Consider the following 14,887-nt stretch of genomic DNA (forward strand, 5'->3'; position numbering starts at 1 on the left):
CCGCCATGTTGGCGGGGCCCTTTCCTTTATGCAGTGCTACATGGATGGCGTCAGCTCGAAGGGACGGGTTTGGCGCCGCCTCCATGAATGCTGCGCTGGAACAGGAACAGCGCCCCGCCGATGGCCAGGCCAACGATATCGGTATAGATGCCGCCGTAGATCAGGAACAGAGCACCTACGAGCATCACCAGTCGCATCCAGGCCTTGACCGGGCCGAAGAACCACGCTTGAACCGTCGCCGAGAGCAGTACGATGCCGAGCGTTGCGGTAACCCCGACGCGAAGAATCTGCATCCAGGACCCCTCCATCAGCATGGCCGGACTGTAGAAGAACATGAACGGCACGATGAAGGCGGCGAGGCCGATCTTGAAGGAGGCCACGGAGGTCGACATGGCGTTGTCGCCGGAGATGCCCGCCGCCGCGTACGACGCCAGTGCGACCGGCGGCGTGATCGCCGAAACCACCGCAAAGTAGAACACGAAGAAGTGTGCTACCAGCGGCTGGATGCCGATATTGATCAGGCCGGGTGCCACCACCGATGCGGCTACGGCATAGGCCGCCGTGGTGGGCATGCCCATCCCCAGCAGGATGCTGATGCACATGGCGAAGAACAGCGCCAGCAACTGGCTGACTCCGGCCAGGCCCAGCAACAGCGAGGAGAAGCGTGCGCCGACGCCGGTCAGCGAGATTACACCCACGATGAGGCCGGCACAGGCACACACGGCAATGATCTGGATCGCCATCACGCCAGCCAGCTGCAGCGCCCTGAGAATCGCCGCCGGGCCCATCTTGTTGGGCGAGATCCAGCTCACCACGGCGGCCGAGGCGGTGGCCAGGGTGCCGGCGCGGATCACCGAATAGCCCATGAAAAGTGCAGCGATCAGGATGATGATCGGGGCGAACAGATAGACCTGCTTGACCAGGCGACGGAACTGCGGAATCTCATCCTTGCGCATGCCGCGCATGCCCTTGCGGGCCGCCTCGAAATCCACCATGAAGTAGATCGAAGCGAAGTAGAGGATCGCAGGAATCAGTGCTGCCACGGCGATCTCGGTATAGGGAATACCGGTCACCTCGGCCATGATGAAAGCGCCGGCACCCATGATCGGCGGCATGATTTGACCGCCGGTGGAGGCGGCTGCCTCGATTGCGCCGGCGCTGCGGCCGGGGTAGCCGACCTTCTTCATCAGGGGGATGGTCAGCGAGCCGGTGGAGACGACGTTGCCGGCGCTGGTACCGTTGATCATGCCCATCAGGCCGGAAGCGAAGATCGCCACCTTGGCGGGGCCGCCGCGGGCGCGTCCGGCAACGGCGAAGGCGAAGTTGACGAAGTAGTCGCCGACCTTCGAGGCTTGCAGGAAGGCAGCGAAGATGATGAACAGGATGATATAGGTCGATGAAACCGCCGTGGTCGGCCCGAGGATGCCGGTATCGGTGTAGACCTGGCTGAAAAACCGGTTCATCGACAGGCCCGGGTAGCCGAGAAAGCCCGGCAGGTAGGGACCGGCGAAGACGTAGAGCAGGAAAATGGCGGAAATGGTCACCAATGCCAGGCCGGCGACGCGGCGGGTCAGCTCGAGAATCAACAGCGAGCCGGAGATAGCCGCCCAGGTGATGCCGACGGGGGCGAAGGAGGTACCGGTGGAGGCACGCAGCGGGGTATTGAAGATCACCAGCAGGTAGCCGGCGCTCGCTACGGCGCAGGCCATCAGCACCAGGTCGGCGGGCGACAGTTTTTCGCGCACCTGGCGATAGCTCCAGGCAAGCAGGATGCCGCCGACGGTGGCAAGTAGCAGCGGATAGCCGAAGTGCCAGGTTTCGACCTGCGGATCGATGCGCATGGCACCGCCGCTGATCGTCTGGTACATCAAGAAGACCTGGATCAGGGCGTAAATGGCAGGGATCAACAGTGCATAGCTCACCCAGGCCAACCAGGCGGGCGAACGGTCGGTGCCTTCTGCATTGGCGAAACGGCTCCCGGCATAAAGGGCGTAACCGAGCACGAGCGCGCCCGCGATATGCACAATACGGAACGACCAGGTTTCCATCGGGTAGACGTTCAGCGAGAACAGATGAAAGCCGGAATAAAAAATGGCCAGAGCGGCGACTGCCAGCCAGTGCCAGCCGACGTAAAGCCTGCGGTTGGATTCGACGATATCCTCGTCGACCCCTTCGGCGATGGAGTCGGGGGTCTTTTCGACCGCCTCCTCGGATGCCCCGGGACGGGGATCGGACGTGTTGCTCATGGGGATGTCACCCTCGGGTGTAATGCAGCAGCTGTGTCATGACATGCCCCGCACCGGGCGGTGCGGGGCATTGGCCGAACGACGGCGCTTACTTTTTCAGTGAATCGTCGATCTCGTAGCCGTTCTCCTCGTACCAGCGCACGGCACCCGGGTGGAACGGCAGCACCTTGTTGTGCTCCAGGTTCTCGGGAATGCTGTGCTCGGCGCTGCGATGCACGTTACGCATCTTGTCGTTGTTCTCCATGGTCACTCGGGTGACTTCGTAGACGAAGTCTTCCGGCAGGTCGCAGCCGGCGATGGCGAAGTTCCACATGGAGACGGCACGCGCATCCTCTTCCAGCGTCTCGTAGGTGCTGGCGGGAATGGAGAATTCCGACACCGGGAAGGCGTCGATGATCTGCTGCTGCTCTTCCTCGGTGAACTGGATGATATTCACGTCGGTCTGCACTTCCAGCTGGCTGACCGCCGGAATCGGGATGCCGGCGGCGAAGGCGATCACGTCCAACAGGCCGTCCTGCAACTGGCCGCCCAGGTCGCCCCAGGCACCGTTGCGGCGTTCGAAGTTGACTCCCAACTCCTCGAGCATGGCCGGGAAGTAGGTGTCCGACGTGGAAGCCGCCGGGCCGAAGCCGATCTTGGCGCCGTCGGGAATATCGGAGATCGATTCGATGCCGGAGCTGGAAAGGGCGGTAATGGAGAAGGGCGTCTCGTACATCGGGAAGAGCGCACAGACGTTATCCATCGCCACGCCCGGTGCCAGCGGGCTTTCGCCCTTCACTGCATCCGAAGCCGGGCCCATGGTGGTCAGGCCGAAGGCCACGTCGCCGCCATGCACCAGCGCCAGGTTCTGGGTCGGGCCACCGGTAACTTCCCCGCCGCCGGAGACGTCGAGCTCGTCGGCGATCAGGTTGGCCCAGCCGGAGCCATAGACGAAATAGGTGCCGCCCTGGCTGGCAGTGCCCACGGTGAAATTGCTCGGCCAGTCGGAGCGGTCCTGGGCCGAGGCCGAAGCGGCGGCGAGCACAAGGGCGCTGGCCAGGGTTCCGGTGAGCACTTTGGGAGTGACGTTGCGCATGGCTATCTCCGTTACATTTGTGGTTATACGTCAGCGGTCTTACGACGCGCTGGTCATTCAGTATGGTGCAGAATGTGTCCTGGCGCGGTGAACGCCGGACCAACGTTTGGCATAGGGGACATAGCAGGCACTGTGCCACTGCTGTACTTACTTAATAACAACAATGTGTTGCCGTCTTTGGATTCGACTAAGGTCGTGGCACTTTATATGCGCTGGGGCTGGAGTCCCGCACATATGGCTGGGCGCTGTATGTGGAAATCCGCACACTCTCGAGTGGCTGGGTAGCTCACGGCGATGAGGGGTCCGCCAAAGCGGAGATCAGACGGCTTGCCTGATGCAGGTCGTTCATCAAGCTGGAGGCAAGCGAGGGATCCAGGTGACGTGAACGAAGCCGCCTGGCCATCTCGTCCTGCCAATGACGGCGAACTTCATCGATGGGTGCTGCAATCGTCTGGCCTTCCTGCGCCTCGGCGAGCCGGTTGAGCCCCGTTGCCACGGCCAGCCGCAGGTCATCGTGCGCCTCGCGCAAGGGGCTCATGCGTGCAGAATGGCGTAGCAGGCTTCGTTGCAGTACCTCGCCGAAACGCAGAGCTTCCACCATGCGCAAGGTGCGGGCTTGAAGCTTCGCCAGTCGCTCCTGCTGGGTCTCGGTAAGCGGCACGTCGATACGGGCCTGGAAGGCAAGTATCTCGGCCAAGAGGGGCTTGATGCGCTCGTGATAGCGAGCATTCACCAGTGGCCAGGTGTCGGGGTCGATGGGAGTCTCTACGCTGCGGCGTTCGGGAGGATGGCCGATCACTTCTGCACTGGGCATGAGAATGGCGCTGCACAGTAGATGGTAGGCACGCCGGTCGAGGCGTCGGCACTCCTGCTCCATGGCGCTGACGGCGGTATCGGCGTGGTTCAGGGCGGCACTGTCGAGATAGCGCGCTTGGGTCGGCGCAAGTCGTGCAGGTTCGGGGAAGCGGTGCTCGAGAAAGTCGGCCAAGCGTGAAATCCAGGGGAGCATCAACACGATGCCGAGCAGATTGAACAGAGTGTGGAACAGGGCCAGCTTGAGCGGCCAGGCCGTTTCGGCCAGTCCCACCAGTTCGGCGACGGCATCCACCAGCCAGGCCAGCGGCACCAGCAAAGCCAGGGCGACCGCGGCGGTGGCAAGATTGAAGATCACATGGGCGCCGGCCAGGCGCCGGGCGGCGATCCCCGCCGACAGGGCACCCAGCACGGCGGTTACGGTGGTGCCGATATTGGCGCCGATGGCGATGGCCAGAGCGGGCAGGTAGGGTAGCTGACCCGAAGCCAGGGCGGTCAGGGTGAGCAGTAGCGTGGCATGGCTCGACTGCATTACCACCGTGGCGACAATGCCGGCCAGTACGAACAGTGGCCAGTGCCACAGCCGGTCGCCGGCCAGCCCGTCCAGGCGAATCCCATCCTGCCACGTCTCGAAGCCGAGCTTCATGAAGTCGATGCCGAGAAACAGCAGGCCAACGCCCAGCAGCAGCCCAGCGATACCGCCCAGGGAACCGCTCAGCCGATAGCGGCCGAGCAGACCGAGGGCGAGCAGCGGCATCGCGTAATGGGCCAGGTCGAAGCGCAGGCCGAGCGAGGCGATCAGCCAGGCCCCGGTAGTCGTGCCCAGGTTGGCGCCGAACAACAGGGCGATGGCGCCGGGCAAGGCGACCAGGCCGGCACTGACGAAGGACATGGCCAGCAGCGTGATGAGTGAACTGGACTGGACCAGGGCGGTAGCCAAGGCGCCGACGCCGATGGCCCGCCCGGGATGACTCGTGGCGGTGTGTAGCCAGCGATCGAGGGTGCCGCCGGAGAGCCGCTTGATGGCTTCTTCCAGCAGTGTCATGCCCCACAGGAACAGGCCCAGGCCGGCGGCAAGAGTGGAGAGGTCGGGGCGTGACACCAGCAAGGCGGCCGCCGCCGCCAGGCCGAGCAGTTCCAGATACCCCCGCCTACCTCGGTGGTGCCCTGCGCCGGGGGTTGCTGCGCCTGACACTCTCAACGGCTCCGGGGGTCGAGGATCCTCACGGTCTGGATGGTGTTGCGCTGCTGCTCCTCGCGCTCACGGTTGACGCGCGTCTCCAGTTCGGCAGCCGTCTCGTCCACGATCGGTGCCTGCTCGAAGAAATCGCAGCTGACACAGTCGCGATAACGCACGCCGTTCTGCTCCCAGGAGCGAATGCGGTCCATCTCGGCACAGCGGGGACAGATAGCGCCGGCAATGAAACGTTTCTGAACGGCCATGGAACCTCCGAAGAGTGGCCGCCGGAGTGGTCCCGGCGGCGGTGTGGCTAACGATACCTTGCCGCGTTCGTGTTGTCAGGCGGCGCGAATGCCGCTATGTCGCAGCAGCGGTTCGACGCTGGGCTCGCGACCGCGGAAGGCCCGGAACAGCTCCGCGGCATCGCGAGCGCCACCCTGCTCGAGGATCTCGCGACGGAAGCGATGCCCGGTTTCCGGGTCGAAGATGCCGGCCTCCTCGAAGGCGCTCCATGCGTCGGCGGAGAGTACCTCGGCCCATTTGTAGCTGTAGTAGCCCGCTGCATAGCCGCCGGCGAAGATATGGCTGAAGCCGTTCTGGAAACGATTGAAGTCGGCCTTCGGCACGACCGACACGGCGTCGCGCACCTCGTCAAGCAGAGCCTGTACCTCGGCCGCGGTTGGCGCGCTGAGCTCATGATGCAGGCGCAGGTCGAACAGCGAGAACTCCAATTGGCGCAGCAGGCCCATGGCCGACTGGAAGTTCTTGGCGGCCTGCAGGCGCTCCAGCAGCTCGGCGGGAAGTGCCTCGCCGCTATCGACGTGTCCGGCGATCAGGTCGAGGCCCTCGCGCTCCCAACAATAGTTCTCCATGAACTGGCTGGGCAGTTCCACTGCATCCCAGGCCACGCCGTTGATGCCGGAGACTTCGGCGACCGTTTGCCGGGTCAGCATGTGGTGCAGGCCATGGCCAAACTCATGGAACAGGGTGGTGACTTCATCATGGGTCAGCAGCGCCGGCTTGTCGCCCACCGGGCGGGTGAAGTTGCAGGTCAGGTAGGCCACCGGCAACTGAAGCCCGCCATTCTCGTGGCAGCGGCGTACCCGGCACTCGTCCATCCAGGCTCCGCCGCGCTTGCCTTCGCGGGCGTAGAGGTCGAGGTAGAAGCCGGCAATGGGCTCTCCGTTCTCCAGGATGCGGAAGTAGCGAACCTCAGGATGGTAGCGGGGCGCCTGGAGATCCTCCTCGAAGGTGACGCCGTAGAGTCGTTCGACCACCTGGAACAGGCCGTCGACCACTCTTGGTGCGGGAAAGTAGGGGCGCAACTGCTCCTGGGAGATGGCGTGGCGGGCCTCGCGCAGCTTTTCGCTGGCATAGCCAATATCCCAGGGGGCAAGCTCGGGGAGGTCCAAGGTTTCACGAGCATAGGCTGCGAGTTCGGCGAACTCCTCCCGCGCTTGAGGTACCGCGCGGCGGGCAAGGTCCTCGAGAAAATCCAGCACTTGGCGGGGGGACTCGGCCATCTTGGTGGCCAAGGACAGGTCGGCATAGCTGGCGAAGCCCAGCAACTCGGCCAACTCTCGGCGCAGGGCCAGGGTCTCCTCGATGATCGGGGCATTGTCGTACTCGCCGGCATTGGGGCCCTGGTCCGAAGCGCGGGTGACGAAGGCGGTATAAACCTCGCGGCGCAGCTCGCGGTCGTCGGCGAAGGTCAGTACCGGGTAGAAACTGGGAAAATCGAGGGTGATGCGATAGCCCTTGACGCCCTTGGCCTCGGCATTGGCGGCCAGTGTCGCCAGGGCACTCTCCGGCAGACCGGCCAGCCTGGCCGTGTCGTCGAGGTCCTTGTGCCACGCCTGGGTGGCATCGAGCAGCTGGTTGGAGAAGGTGTTGGAGAGTTCCGACAGGCGTGCCTTGATCTCTCCGTAGCGCTTCTTCTGTGCTGTCGGCAGGTCGACCCCTGCCAGGCGGAAATCGCGGAGGGTATTGTCGACGCTGCGGCGCTGGGCTTCATCCAGCTCGGCCCAGGCCGGCCCCTCCTTGAGTGCCTGCCAGGCGCGGAAAAGCCCCTCGTGCTGGCCCAGCCAGGTGCTGTAGTCGGAGAGCTTGCCCAGGCAGGCCTGATAGGCCTCGCGCAGGGCCGGCGAATTCATGGTGCCGTTGAGGTGCGAGACCGGCGACCAGGCGCGGGACAATCGGTCGTTGAGCGCCTCGAGCGGAGCGGCCAAGCTCTCCCAGGTCGGCGCCTCCTGCTGCGCGCGTTCGACCAGAGCCTCGGTGCCAGCACGATTGTCGGCAAGCAGTTTCTCGATCGCCGGTACCACGTGTTCCGGCTTGATCTCGGCAAAGGGGGGCAGCTCATGGGGCTCAAGCAGCGGATTGTGGGACATGCGCACCTCGGGGTTGGAGTGGGCAGGGAAAGCGAATAGCCATTAGATGCGGCCGCCGGGGGCGGGTTTCAATGCCGCCAAGGGATTGGTGGCGGCGAGCCGGGCTGATAGGCTTGCGCCTCCACGAAAGTCGAGGTTAACGGCATGAACGCAACCCTGGAGCGCTGGAGCACACGGCGGGCCTTCATTCTGGCGGTAACGGGCGCTGCGGTGGGGCTTGGCAATATCTGGCGCTTCCCGTACATCACCGGTGAGAATGGCGGCGCTGCCTTCCTGTTGCTCTATGTGGTCTTCGTACTGTTGCTGGGTCTGCCGGTCATGATGGCCGAGATCCTGATCGGCCGCGCCGGACGGCGCGCGCCCATGCAGTCGCTGGGACACTTGGCCGGCTTGGCCGGAGCCAGCCCCCACTGGCGTTGGCTGGGGTTGTTCGGCGCCTTTACCGTGTTCTGCATTCTGTCGTTCTACTCCGTGGTCTCGGGATGGTCCATCGAGTTTCTCATCGCGGCGGTGAACGGCAACTTCGAGGGCCGTGGCGCCGCCGAGATCGCGGCCGGCTTCGAGGCCTTTCTCGGCGACTCGCGCCGAATGGCCTTCAATCACACGCTGTTCCTGTTCATGACCATGACCGTGGTCGCAGCGGGCGTGGCCAAGGGGCTGGAACGGCTCAACAACCTGCTGATGCCGCTGCTCTACCTGCTGTTGCTACTGCTTGCCGGCTACGCGGCCACCACCGAGGGGTTCGGCACGGCGTTGGCCTGGCTGTTCCGGCCGGACTTCTCGGCCATCACCCCGCTGGTGGTCATGCATGCCATGGGGCACGCCTTCTTCACCTTGGCGGTTGGCGCCTGTGCACTGATGGCCTACGGTGCCTATATGCCGGAGCGCCAGAGCCTGCCTCGTGCGGCCGGTGCGGTGGCCGTACTCGACGTCGGCGTGGCACTGCTGGCCGGCATCGCCATTTTCTCGGTGGTGTTCACCCAGGGCATGGACCCCGGCGAGGGGCCGGGGTTGATGTTCGTCACCCTTCCCATCGCCTTTGCCGAGCTGCCCTGGGGGGCGCTATGGCTCAGCGTGTTCTTCCTGCTGCTGCTGCTGGCAACCTGGACCTCGTCGATCAACCTGGCCGAGCCCATGGTGGCCACCCTTCAGGGGATGGGGCTGAGCCGCGGCAAGGCCGCTGCGGTGATCGGTATCTCGGTGTGGCTGGTGGGGCTGCTGTCGGTACTGTCGTTCTCTACCCTGGCCGAATGGCGCCCTCTGTTCGGCATGAACGCTTTCGACTTGGTCACCACGATTCCCACCGAGATTTTCCTGCCGGTGGGCGGTCTGTTGATCGCCGTCTTTGCCGCCTGGATCATGCCGCGGCGTGAGGCCCAGGCGGCCTTGGGTGTCGGCGGGACAGGCTTTCGCCTGTGGCACGTGGTGGTACGCTGGGTTTCGATCCCCCTGGCCGTCGTGGTGCTGGTGGCTGGGCTGCTGTAAATCATTTTGATGCGACCGGCCAGGTGCCGGCCTGGAGACATGCATGAGCGCGAACGATCCCATCCGCAGTTGGCAGGGCACACGGCCCACCCTGGGGGCGAGAGTCTACGTGGACCCGGCCAGTGTGGTGCTGGGCAACGTGACCTTGGGCGACGACTGTTCGGTCTGGCCCATGGCGGTGATCCGCGGTGACATGCATCGCATCCGCATCGGTGCGCGTACCAGCGTGCAGGATGGCAGCGTACTGCACATCACCCACGCCAGCGATTTCAACCCCGACGGTTTTCCATTGACCATCGGTGACGACGTCACGATCGGTCACAAGGCGATTCTGCACGGCTGTACCCTGGGCAATCGCATCCTGGTGGGCATGGGCGCCATCGTCATGGACGGCGCCGTTGTCGAGGACGAGGTGATCATCGCCGCCGGTGCCGTGGTGACGCCGGGCAAGCGTCTCGAAAGCGGTTTCGTCTATGCCGGCAACCCGGCCAGGGCGCTGCGTCCGTTGAAGGACAAGGAGCGCGCCTTCTTCCCCTATACCGCTGGCAACTACGTCAAGCTCAAGGATCAGTATCTGGCTCAACAAGGCGAGCCGTCGGCGGAGTAACGCTGCATTGCGTGCTTGACGATAAGAACCATCCAAGCCTTTGTTTCCCCGCGCTGGGCAAGCGATAATCTGTATATTTAAACAGTCTATAGAGGGTTTGCCCGGCATGGCTGATTTTCGCACCCATCTGAGCGCTGCCATAGGCGGCGGCGCCCTGTTGGCCTTTACCGGCTGGCAGGCGGAGTTCTGGACTCCGGGCGAGGCGCTGCCGCTGGGGGCGTTGACCGCCTTCGGCGGTATCCTGCCCGATATCGATGCCGACCATTCCCATGCCGTGCGCCTGATCTTCAATACCATGGCCGTGATGGCGGTGGTGGTGGGAGTACTCTTGCTGCACGCTCGACTCGAGCCGGGAGCGCTGCTGATGGTGTGCGGTGGGCTCTATTTAGGGGTGCGTCTCGTACTGAGCCCGATCTTCAAGCGTTTTTCCGTACATCGCGGCATCTGGCACTCGTTGCTGGCGGCCATGCTGTGCGGACTGGCGGTCAGCGTGGCCGGCTACCAGTGGCTCGACCAGCCGGCCTGGCTTGCCTGGGCCCAAGGGTTGGCGCTGCTGCTGGGCTATTGCATCCATCTGCTGCTCGATGAACTCTACAGCGTGGATCTGACCGGTGCGCGGCTCAAGCGTTCCTTCGGCACGGCACTCAAGCCGTTCGATTACCGCGCGCCAGGCAACTCTCTGCTCATGCTGCTTATCGCGATGAGCCTGCTGCCCTGGCTGCCGCCCTTCGCTTCCCTTCAGGAGCTGTTGCTTCAGGGCTCGACCTTTTGGCGGTAATCCTCGGCCCTGAGGCCATATTTCTTCAGCTTGTCGTAGAGTGTCTTGCGCGGCAGGCCGAGGTGCTCGCAGACCTCCGTGATACGCCCACGGTGACTGACCAGCGACTGGCTGATCAGGCTCTTCTCGAACAGTTCCACCTGCTGCGGCAGGGCCAGCTCGGCATTGTCGGCCTCGACGCCTTCCAGCAGCGCGTCGAGGCGATGATCGAAAGCGGAACCCAGCAACACGTATCGCTCGGCCAGGTTGCGTAGCTCACGTACATTGCCGGGCCAGTCATGGGCCATGAGGGTAGAAATGCCGCCGGCGCCCAGCGGTGGGGCTTCTTGCCCGCTGCGGTTGGCCGCAACCACGGCGAAATGCTGGAACAGCAGGGGAATATCCTCTCGCCGCTCGCGCAGTGGCGGGATCGGCAGGGTGACGACGTTGAGCCGATAATAGAGATCCTCGCGGAATTCGCCGGCCTCTGCGGCCAGCTTGAGATCGACCTTGGTCGCGGCGATGACGCGGATGTCCAGCGGTACGGCTTCATTGGCACCGAGACGCTCGACGCATCGTTCCTGCAGTACCCGTAGCAGCTTGACCTGAAGCGCCAGCGGCATGGATTCGATTTCGTCGAGAAACACGGTGCCGCCGTTGGCGTACTCGAACTTGCCGATGCGCCGCTCAACGGCGCCGGTAAAGGCGCCTTTCTCGTGACCGAACAGTTCCGATTCGATGATGCTTTCCGGTACTGCACCGCAGTTGATGGCGACGAAGGGATGCCCGCCGCGGGGGCTGCGCTCGTGGATGGCACGCGCTACCAGGTCTTTGCCGGTACCGGTCTCGCCGAACAGCAGCACGTCGGTTTCCACCTGGGCGATGCGCTGCACCATGGAGGCGAGGCGCTGGATGGCGGGCGTTCTTCCCACCAGCCGCGGGCCCGGCGCGGCCTGCTGTGCTTCCAGTTCAGCCTTCAGTTGGCGGTTCTCCAGGCTCAGGCGTCGCTTGTCGACCCCGCGGCGCACCATTTCGACCAGCCGCTCTCCGGCAAAGGGCTTCTCCAGAAAGTCCCAAGCGCCCTCACGCATGGCTTCCACGGCAGTGGAGATATCGCCGTGACCGGTGATCAGAATGACCGGCAGGTCGGGGTCGCGCAGGCGAACTTCACGCAGCAGGGCCATGCCGTCCATGCCGGGCATACGGATGTCGCTGACGATCACACCGGGAAAGTCGGGTGCGAGCGCTTCCAGGGCACTCTCGGCGCTGGCGTGGGGTTCCGGCTGGTAACCGGCCAACTCCAGGGTCTGGCCGGCGGTAATGCGCAGGTGGGGTTCGTCGTCGATGATGAGTACCGGGATGGCCGCCGGGTCATGCATGTGAGCGCTGCTCCTGGGTTGGCGATGACTGGGACGCGTCGGGACATTCCTCGCGGGGCAGGGTAATGGTGAAACAGGCACCTGCGCCAGGTTGATTGGTGGCTTCGATGCTGCCTCCCAGATCGGTGATGATGCGCGCCGAGATCGACAGGCCCAGGCCCAGCCCGCTGCCGGGGGATTTGGTGGTGAAGAAGGGCTCGAAGATCCGCGCCAGGTGCGGTTCGGGAATGCCCGGGCCGGTATCGGTGACGCTGATCCGCACCTGAGCCAGCTCGACCTCGATACTCAGCGTGAGCTTGGGCGCGGGCGATTCCGTCATGGCCTGGAGCGCATTGCCGATCAAGTTGACCAGCACCTGCTCGAGGCGTACCAGATCGGCATGCACCCAGACCTCGCCACTCCAGCAGCGTATTACCTCGACGTCGCGCAGGCGGTTCTGGTAGAGCCGCAGCGCATAATCGAAGCATGCCTGCACCGATACCGCCGTCAGTGAGCTGTCGCTCTTGCGCGAGAACTGGCGCAGTTGGGCGCTGATTTCGGCCATGCGCTCGGTCAGTTCGACGACCTGGGCCAGGTTGGCATCGACGGCTTCCAGACGCTGACGCTCGAGGAAGGCGCGAGCGTTCTCGGCATAGGCACGAATGGCGGCCAGCGGTTGGTTGAGTTCATGGTTGATGCCGGCGGCCAGTTGGCCGAGTACGGCAAGCTTGGCGGCCTGGATCAGTTCGTCGCGGGTCTGGCGAAGATTCTCCTCGGCCCGGCGTCGCTCCTCGATCTCGTCGGAGAGCAGGCGGTTGGTCTCCAGCAAGTCGCGGGTACGGTGCTCGACATTGCGCTCCAGCTCGTCCCGCGCTCGGGCCAGGGTATGGCGCTCGCGCTCGGCGAACAGCTCCCGTTCCCGGCGCAACCGCAGGCGCTGCCAGCCGATGCCGCCGGCCAGGACAACCACGCCGTAGAGTCCTCCGGCCAGCGCAGCGGCCAGCCATTGTGCCCGGTAGACGGTGCCGAGCGGCTTGAGGATGTGCATGTTCCACCCGAATGCCTCCATGGGGCGGGCCAGGCCGAGGTAACGGTTGCCGTTCAGCGGCCCCTGGGTGAAGTGCACCAGTTGGCTGCCATCGCTGCGCTGGGCGAAGACTTCGATACCGGATGGGGAGAGCGGCTCGTCGGCGTAGCGGCGGGTAGCCAGCAATGCCTGTCGCTCCTGCTCGGAGAGTGGGTGCAGTGCAGCCATGCGCAGGGCGGAATGGCTGGCCATGAAGATGATATCGTCCTCGTCGGTCACCATCAGCTCAGCGTCCTGCTCGGCCCAGCTCTCCTCGATCGCGTCGAGCAGCACCTTGATCACCATCACCCCGCTGGGACGGGCGTCAGGGGCGGTATCGTCGAGCCACACTGGGGCCGAGAAATAGTAGCCGCGCTCAAGCGACTGCACGCCCAGCCCGTAGAAACGGCCGCGTTTACCCTTGATCGCATCCTGATAGTAGCTGCGGAAGGCGTAGTTCTGGCCAATGAAGGTGTCGGGCCGATGCCAATTGCTGGCGGCCACGGTATTGGCGTTGGCATCCAGCAGGTAGACGTCCGAAACATCGGCGGTGGCACGGAACTGGTCGAGCAGCAGGTTGAGCGGCATCGGGTCCTGCTCTCCCTGATTGAGCAGGAAGCGTTGCACCATCTCACGCGAGGCCAGCAACTGCGGCAGGTAATCGTGGCGTGTCAGGTGGCCTTCCAGGCCGGCGGCGGAAAGACGCAGCTCGTTTTCTGCCTCTCGCATCAGGGTCTGCAGTGCCTGCTCGCGCGCCACCTGCGCGGCCTGCCACATGACCAGGATCAGGCCGAGCGGCAGCAGTAACAGCAGCAGCCAGCGTAGAGGGAGCGGCAGGCGAGGCGGACGATGTGGGCCTTTCACGAGACGGTTCCCTACAGCTGGATTTCCGGCAGCGCCTGGGCGCGTCTTAGTGCCCGCTGGGCGCGGGTCTCCGCCCGCTCCATCTCGAGCAGTTCCTCCTCGACGAAGACCAGATGCTCGTGTGACCGCGCTCGCGCATCCTCGGCCCGTCCTTCGAGGATGGCGTCGAGCAGGGCACGGTGCTGCTTCATCAGCATTGGCCGCGATTGAGGCTTCTCGAACAGGTGGGCGAGGTTGTCGACGATACTCTTTTCCAATAAATGGAAGATGCCACGAATGGTGTGCAGCAGCAGCACGTTGTGCGCCGCTTCGGCAATGGCCAGGTGGAAGGCTGCATCCGCCTTGGCTTCAAGCTCCGGGTCGCGGCCGGCGAAGCAGGCTTCCAGCTCTTCGAAGCGCTTGATAAGCATCGCGCGATCGGCCGGGGTGGAGCGAAGGGCGGCATAATAGGCCGAAATTCCCTCCATGGCATCGCGGAACTCGAGCAAGTCCAGATGGAACTCCTGATGCCTGGCCAGCATGTCGAGCAGCGGATCGCTGTAGCCGCTATTGAGCTCGCGCGTGACGAAGGTGCCGCCGCCCTGACGGCTGGTCAGCAGGCCACGGGTCGCCAGCTTCTGAATGGCTTCACGCAGCGAGGGGCGTGAGACACCGAAGCGTTCGGCCAACTCGCGCTCCGGTGGCAGGCGCTGGCCCGGTTTGAGGCTACCCTCGAGGATCATCGCCTCGAGCCGTTCGGTGATGACGTCGGCCAGCCGTGGCTGGCGTACGTTCTGGTAGGTCATGCGAGACTTCCTTGGAGAGCCCATGTCCGCTTAATTGGTCTTACCAATAATGGCCTGAAATAAGCCGCCTTGCAAACGGCTTGCGCTCATCTGCTTTTCAGCACGGCCAATGCAAACAGTATGTTTTGTTGCCATTTAGACGAAAGTCTATGCAAATCCAGCGCATAATGCAGAGCTCGGCGTTGACACTGGCAGTGGTGGGCCCTAAGGTTCAACGACTTTCGCGGGTAAATTGGTTTGACCAATTATCCAGGAGGGCTC

The 14,887-nt window shown here is 64.1% G+C and carries 11 protein-coding genes; 3 read left to right on the forward strand and 8 right to left on the reverse strand.

From position 1 onward, the window contains the following. Window positions 1-50: 50 nt before the first annotated feature. From ACRWQA_RS02070 to prlC, 5 genes are all read right to left on the reverse strand, one after another. Window positions 51-2,246 carry a TRAP transporter permease gene (locus ACRWQA_RS02070; protein ID WP_434231046.1) on the reverse strand — a complete coding sequence of 732 codons (2,196 nt, stop codon included), beginning with the start codon at window positions 2,244-2,246 and terminating at the stop codon, window positions 51-53. Between the two features lie 88 nt (window positions 2,247-2,334). Beyond that, window positions 2,335-3,321 carry a TAXI family TRAP transporter solute-binding subunit gene (locus ACRWQA_RS02075; protein ID WP_434231045.1) on the reverse strand — a complete coding sequence of 329 codons (987 nt, stop codon included), beginning with the start codon at window positions 3,319-3,321 and terminating at the stop codon, window positions 2,335-2,337. Window positions 3,322-3,607: 286 nt separating this feature from the next. After that, window positions 3,608-5,329, reverse strand: coding sequence for a Na/Pi cotransporter family protein (locus ACRWQA_RS02080; protein ID WP_434231042.1), 1,722 nt, complete (start codon window positions 5,327-5,329; stop codon window positions 3,608-3,610). 2 nt (window positions 5,330-5,331) lie between these two features. After that, window positions 5,332-5,577 carry a YheV family putative zinc ribbon protein gene (locus ACRWQA_RS02085; protein WP_263582270.1) on the reverse strand — a complete coding sequence of 82 codons (246 nt, stop codon included), beginning with the start codon at window positions 5,575-5,577 and terminating at the stop codon, window positions 5,332-5,334. A 75-nt stretch (window positions 5,578-5,652) separates the two neighbouring features. Beyond that, window positions 5,653-7,704, reverse strand: coding sequence for an oligopeptidase A (gene prlC / locus ACRWQA_RS02090; protein ID WP_263582271.1), 2,052 nt, complete (start codon window positions 7,702-7,704; stop codon window positions 5,653-5,655). Between the two features lie 144 nt (window positions 7,705-7,848). Between prlC and ACRWQA_RS02095 the strand changes: the two genes are divergently transcribed. The 3 genes from ACRWQA_RS02095 to ACRWQA_RS02105 all read left to right on the forward strand — a co-directional run bounded on the left by ACRWQA_RS02095 (window position 7,849) and on the right by ACRWQA_RS02105 (window position 10,574). Next, window positions 7,849-9,189 carry a sodium-dependent transporter gene (locus ACRWQA_RS02095; protein WP_434231038.1) on the forward strand — a complete coding sequence of 447 codons (1,341 nt, stop codon included), beginning with the start codon at window positions 7,849-7,851 and terminating at the stop codon, window positions 9,187-9,189. 43 nt (window positions 9,190-9,232) lie between these two features. After that, window positions 9,233-9,796 (forward strand): gamma carbonic anhydrase family protein, encoded by a 564-nt coding sequence (locus ACRWQA_RS02100; RefSeq protein ID WP_263582273.1) that lies wholly within the window; start codon window positions 9,233-9,235, stop codon window positions 9,794-9,796. 106 nt (window positions 9,797-9,902) lie between these two features. Beyond that, window positions 9,903-10,574 carry a metal-dependent hydrolase gene (locus tag ACRWQA_RS02105; protein WP_263582274.1) on the forward strand — a complete coding sequence of 224 codons (672 nt, stop codon included), beginning with the start codon at window positions 9,903-9,905 and terminating at the stop codon, window positions 10,572-10,574. Here ACRWQA_RS02105 and ACRWQA_RS02110 read toward each other — a convergent pair. Genes ACRWQA_RS02110 through ACRWQA_RS02120 form a run of 3 tightly spaced genes read right to left on the reverse strand, consistent with a single transcriptional unit; the run spans window position 10,550 to window position 14,626 of the window. Further along, a complete protein-coding gene (locus ACRWQA_RS02110) occupies window positions 10,550-11,932 on the reverse strand; it encodes a sigma-54-dependent transcriptional regulator (protein ID WP_263582275.1) in 1,383 nt (460 codons plus the stop codon). The genes ACRWQA_RS02105 and ACRWQA_RS02110 overlap by 25 nt on opposite strands. Next, window positions 11,925-13,841 carry a sensor histidine kinase gene (locus ACRWQA_RS02115; RefSeq protein ID WP_434231033.1) on the reverse strand — a complete coding sequence of 639 codons (1,917 nt, stop codon included), beginning with the start codon at window positions 13,839-13,841 and terminating at the stop codon, window positions 11,925-11,927. The genes ACRWQA_RS02110 and ACRWQA_RS02115 overlap by 8 nt, the downstream gene beginning before the upstream one ends. Before the next feature lie 11 nt (window positions 13,842-13,852). Beyond that, window positions 13,853-14,626 carry a GntR family transcriptional regulator gene (locus ACRWQA_RS02120; RefSeq protein ID WP_197449397.1) on the reverse strand — a complete coding sequence of 258 codons (774 nt, stop codon included), beginning with the start codon at window positions 14,624-14,626 and terminating at the stop codon, window positions 13,853-13,855. Window positions 14,627-14,887: the final 261 nt, after the last annotated feature.

The organism is Billgrantia sp. C5P2 (assembly GCF_051062895.2).

Excerpts from the sequence above, each read along its gene's own strand:
- ACRWQA_RS02070 (WP_434231046.1), bottom strand. The coding sequence starts at position 2,246 with ATGAGCAACACGTCCGATCCCCGTCCCGGGGCATCCGAGGAGGCGGTC.
- ACRWQA_RS02075 (WP_434231045.1), bottom strand. The coding sequence starts at position 3,321 with ATGCGCAACGTCACTCCCAAAGTGCTCACCGGAACCCTGGCCAGCGCC.
- ACRWQA_RS02085 (WP_263582270.1), bottom strand. The coding sequence starts at position 5,577 with ATGGCCGTTCAGAAACGTTTCATTGCCGGCGCTATCTGTCCCCGCTGT.
- prlC (WP_263582271.1), bottom strand. The coding sequence starts at position 7,704 with ATGTCCCACAATCCGCTGCTTGAGCCCCATGAGCTGCCCCCCTTTGCC.
- ACRWQA_RS02095 (WP_434231038.1), top strand. The coding sequence starts at position 7,849 with ATGAACGCAACCCTGGAGCGCTGGAGCACACGGCGGGCCTTCATTCTG.
- ACRWQA_RS02100 (WP_263582273.1), top strand. The coding sequence starts at position 9,233 with ATGAGCGCGAACGATCCCATCCGCAGTTGGCAGGGCACACGGCCCACC.
- ACRWQA_RS02105 (WP_263582274.1), top strand. The coding sequence starts at position 9,903 with ATGGCTGATTTTCGCACCCATCTGAGCGCTGCCATAGGCGGCGGCGCC.
- ACRWQA_RS02110 (WP_263582275.1), bottom strand. The coding sequence starts at position 11,932 with ATGCATGACCCGGCGGCCATCCCGGTACTCATCATCGACGACGAACCC.
- ACRWQA_RS02120 (WP_197449397.1), bottom strand. The coding sequence starts at position 14,626 with ATGACCTACCAGAACGTACGCCAGCCACGGCTGGCCGACGTCATCACC.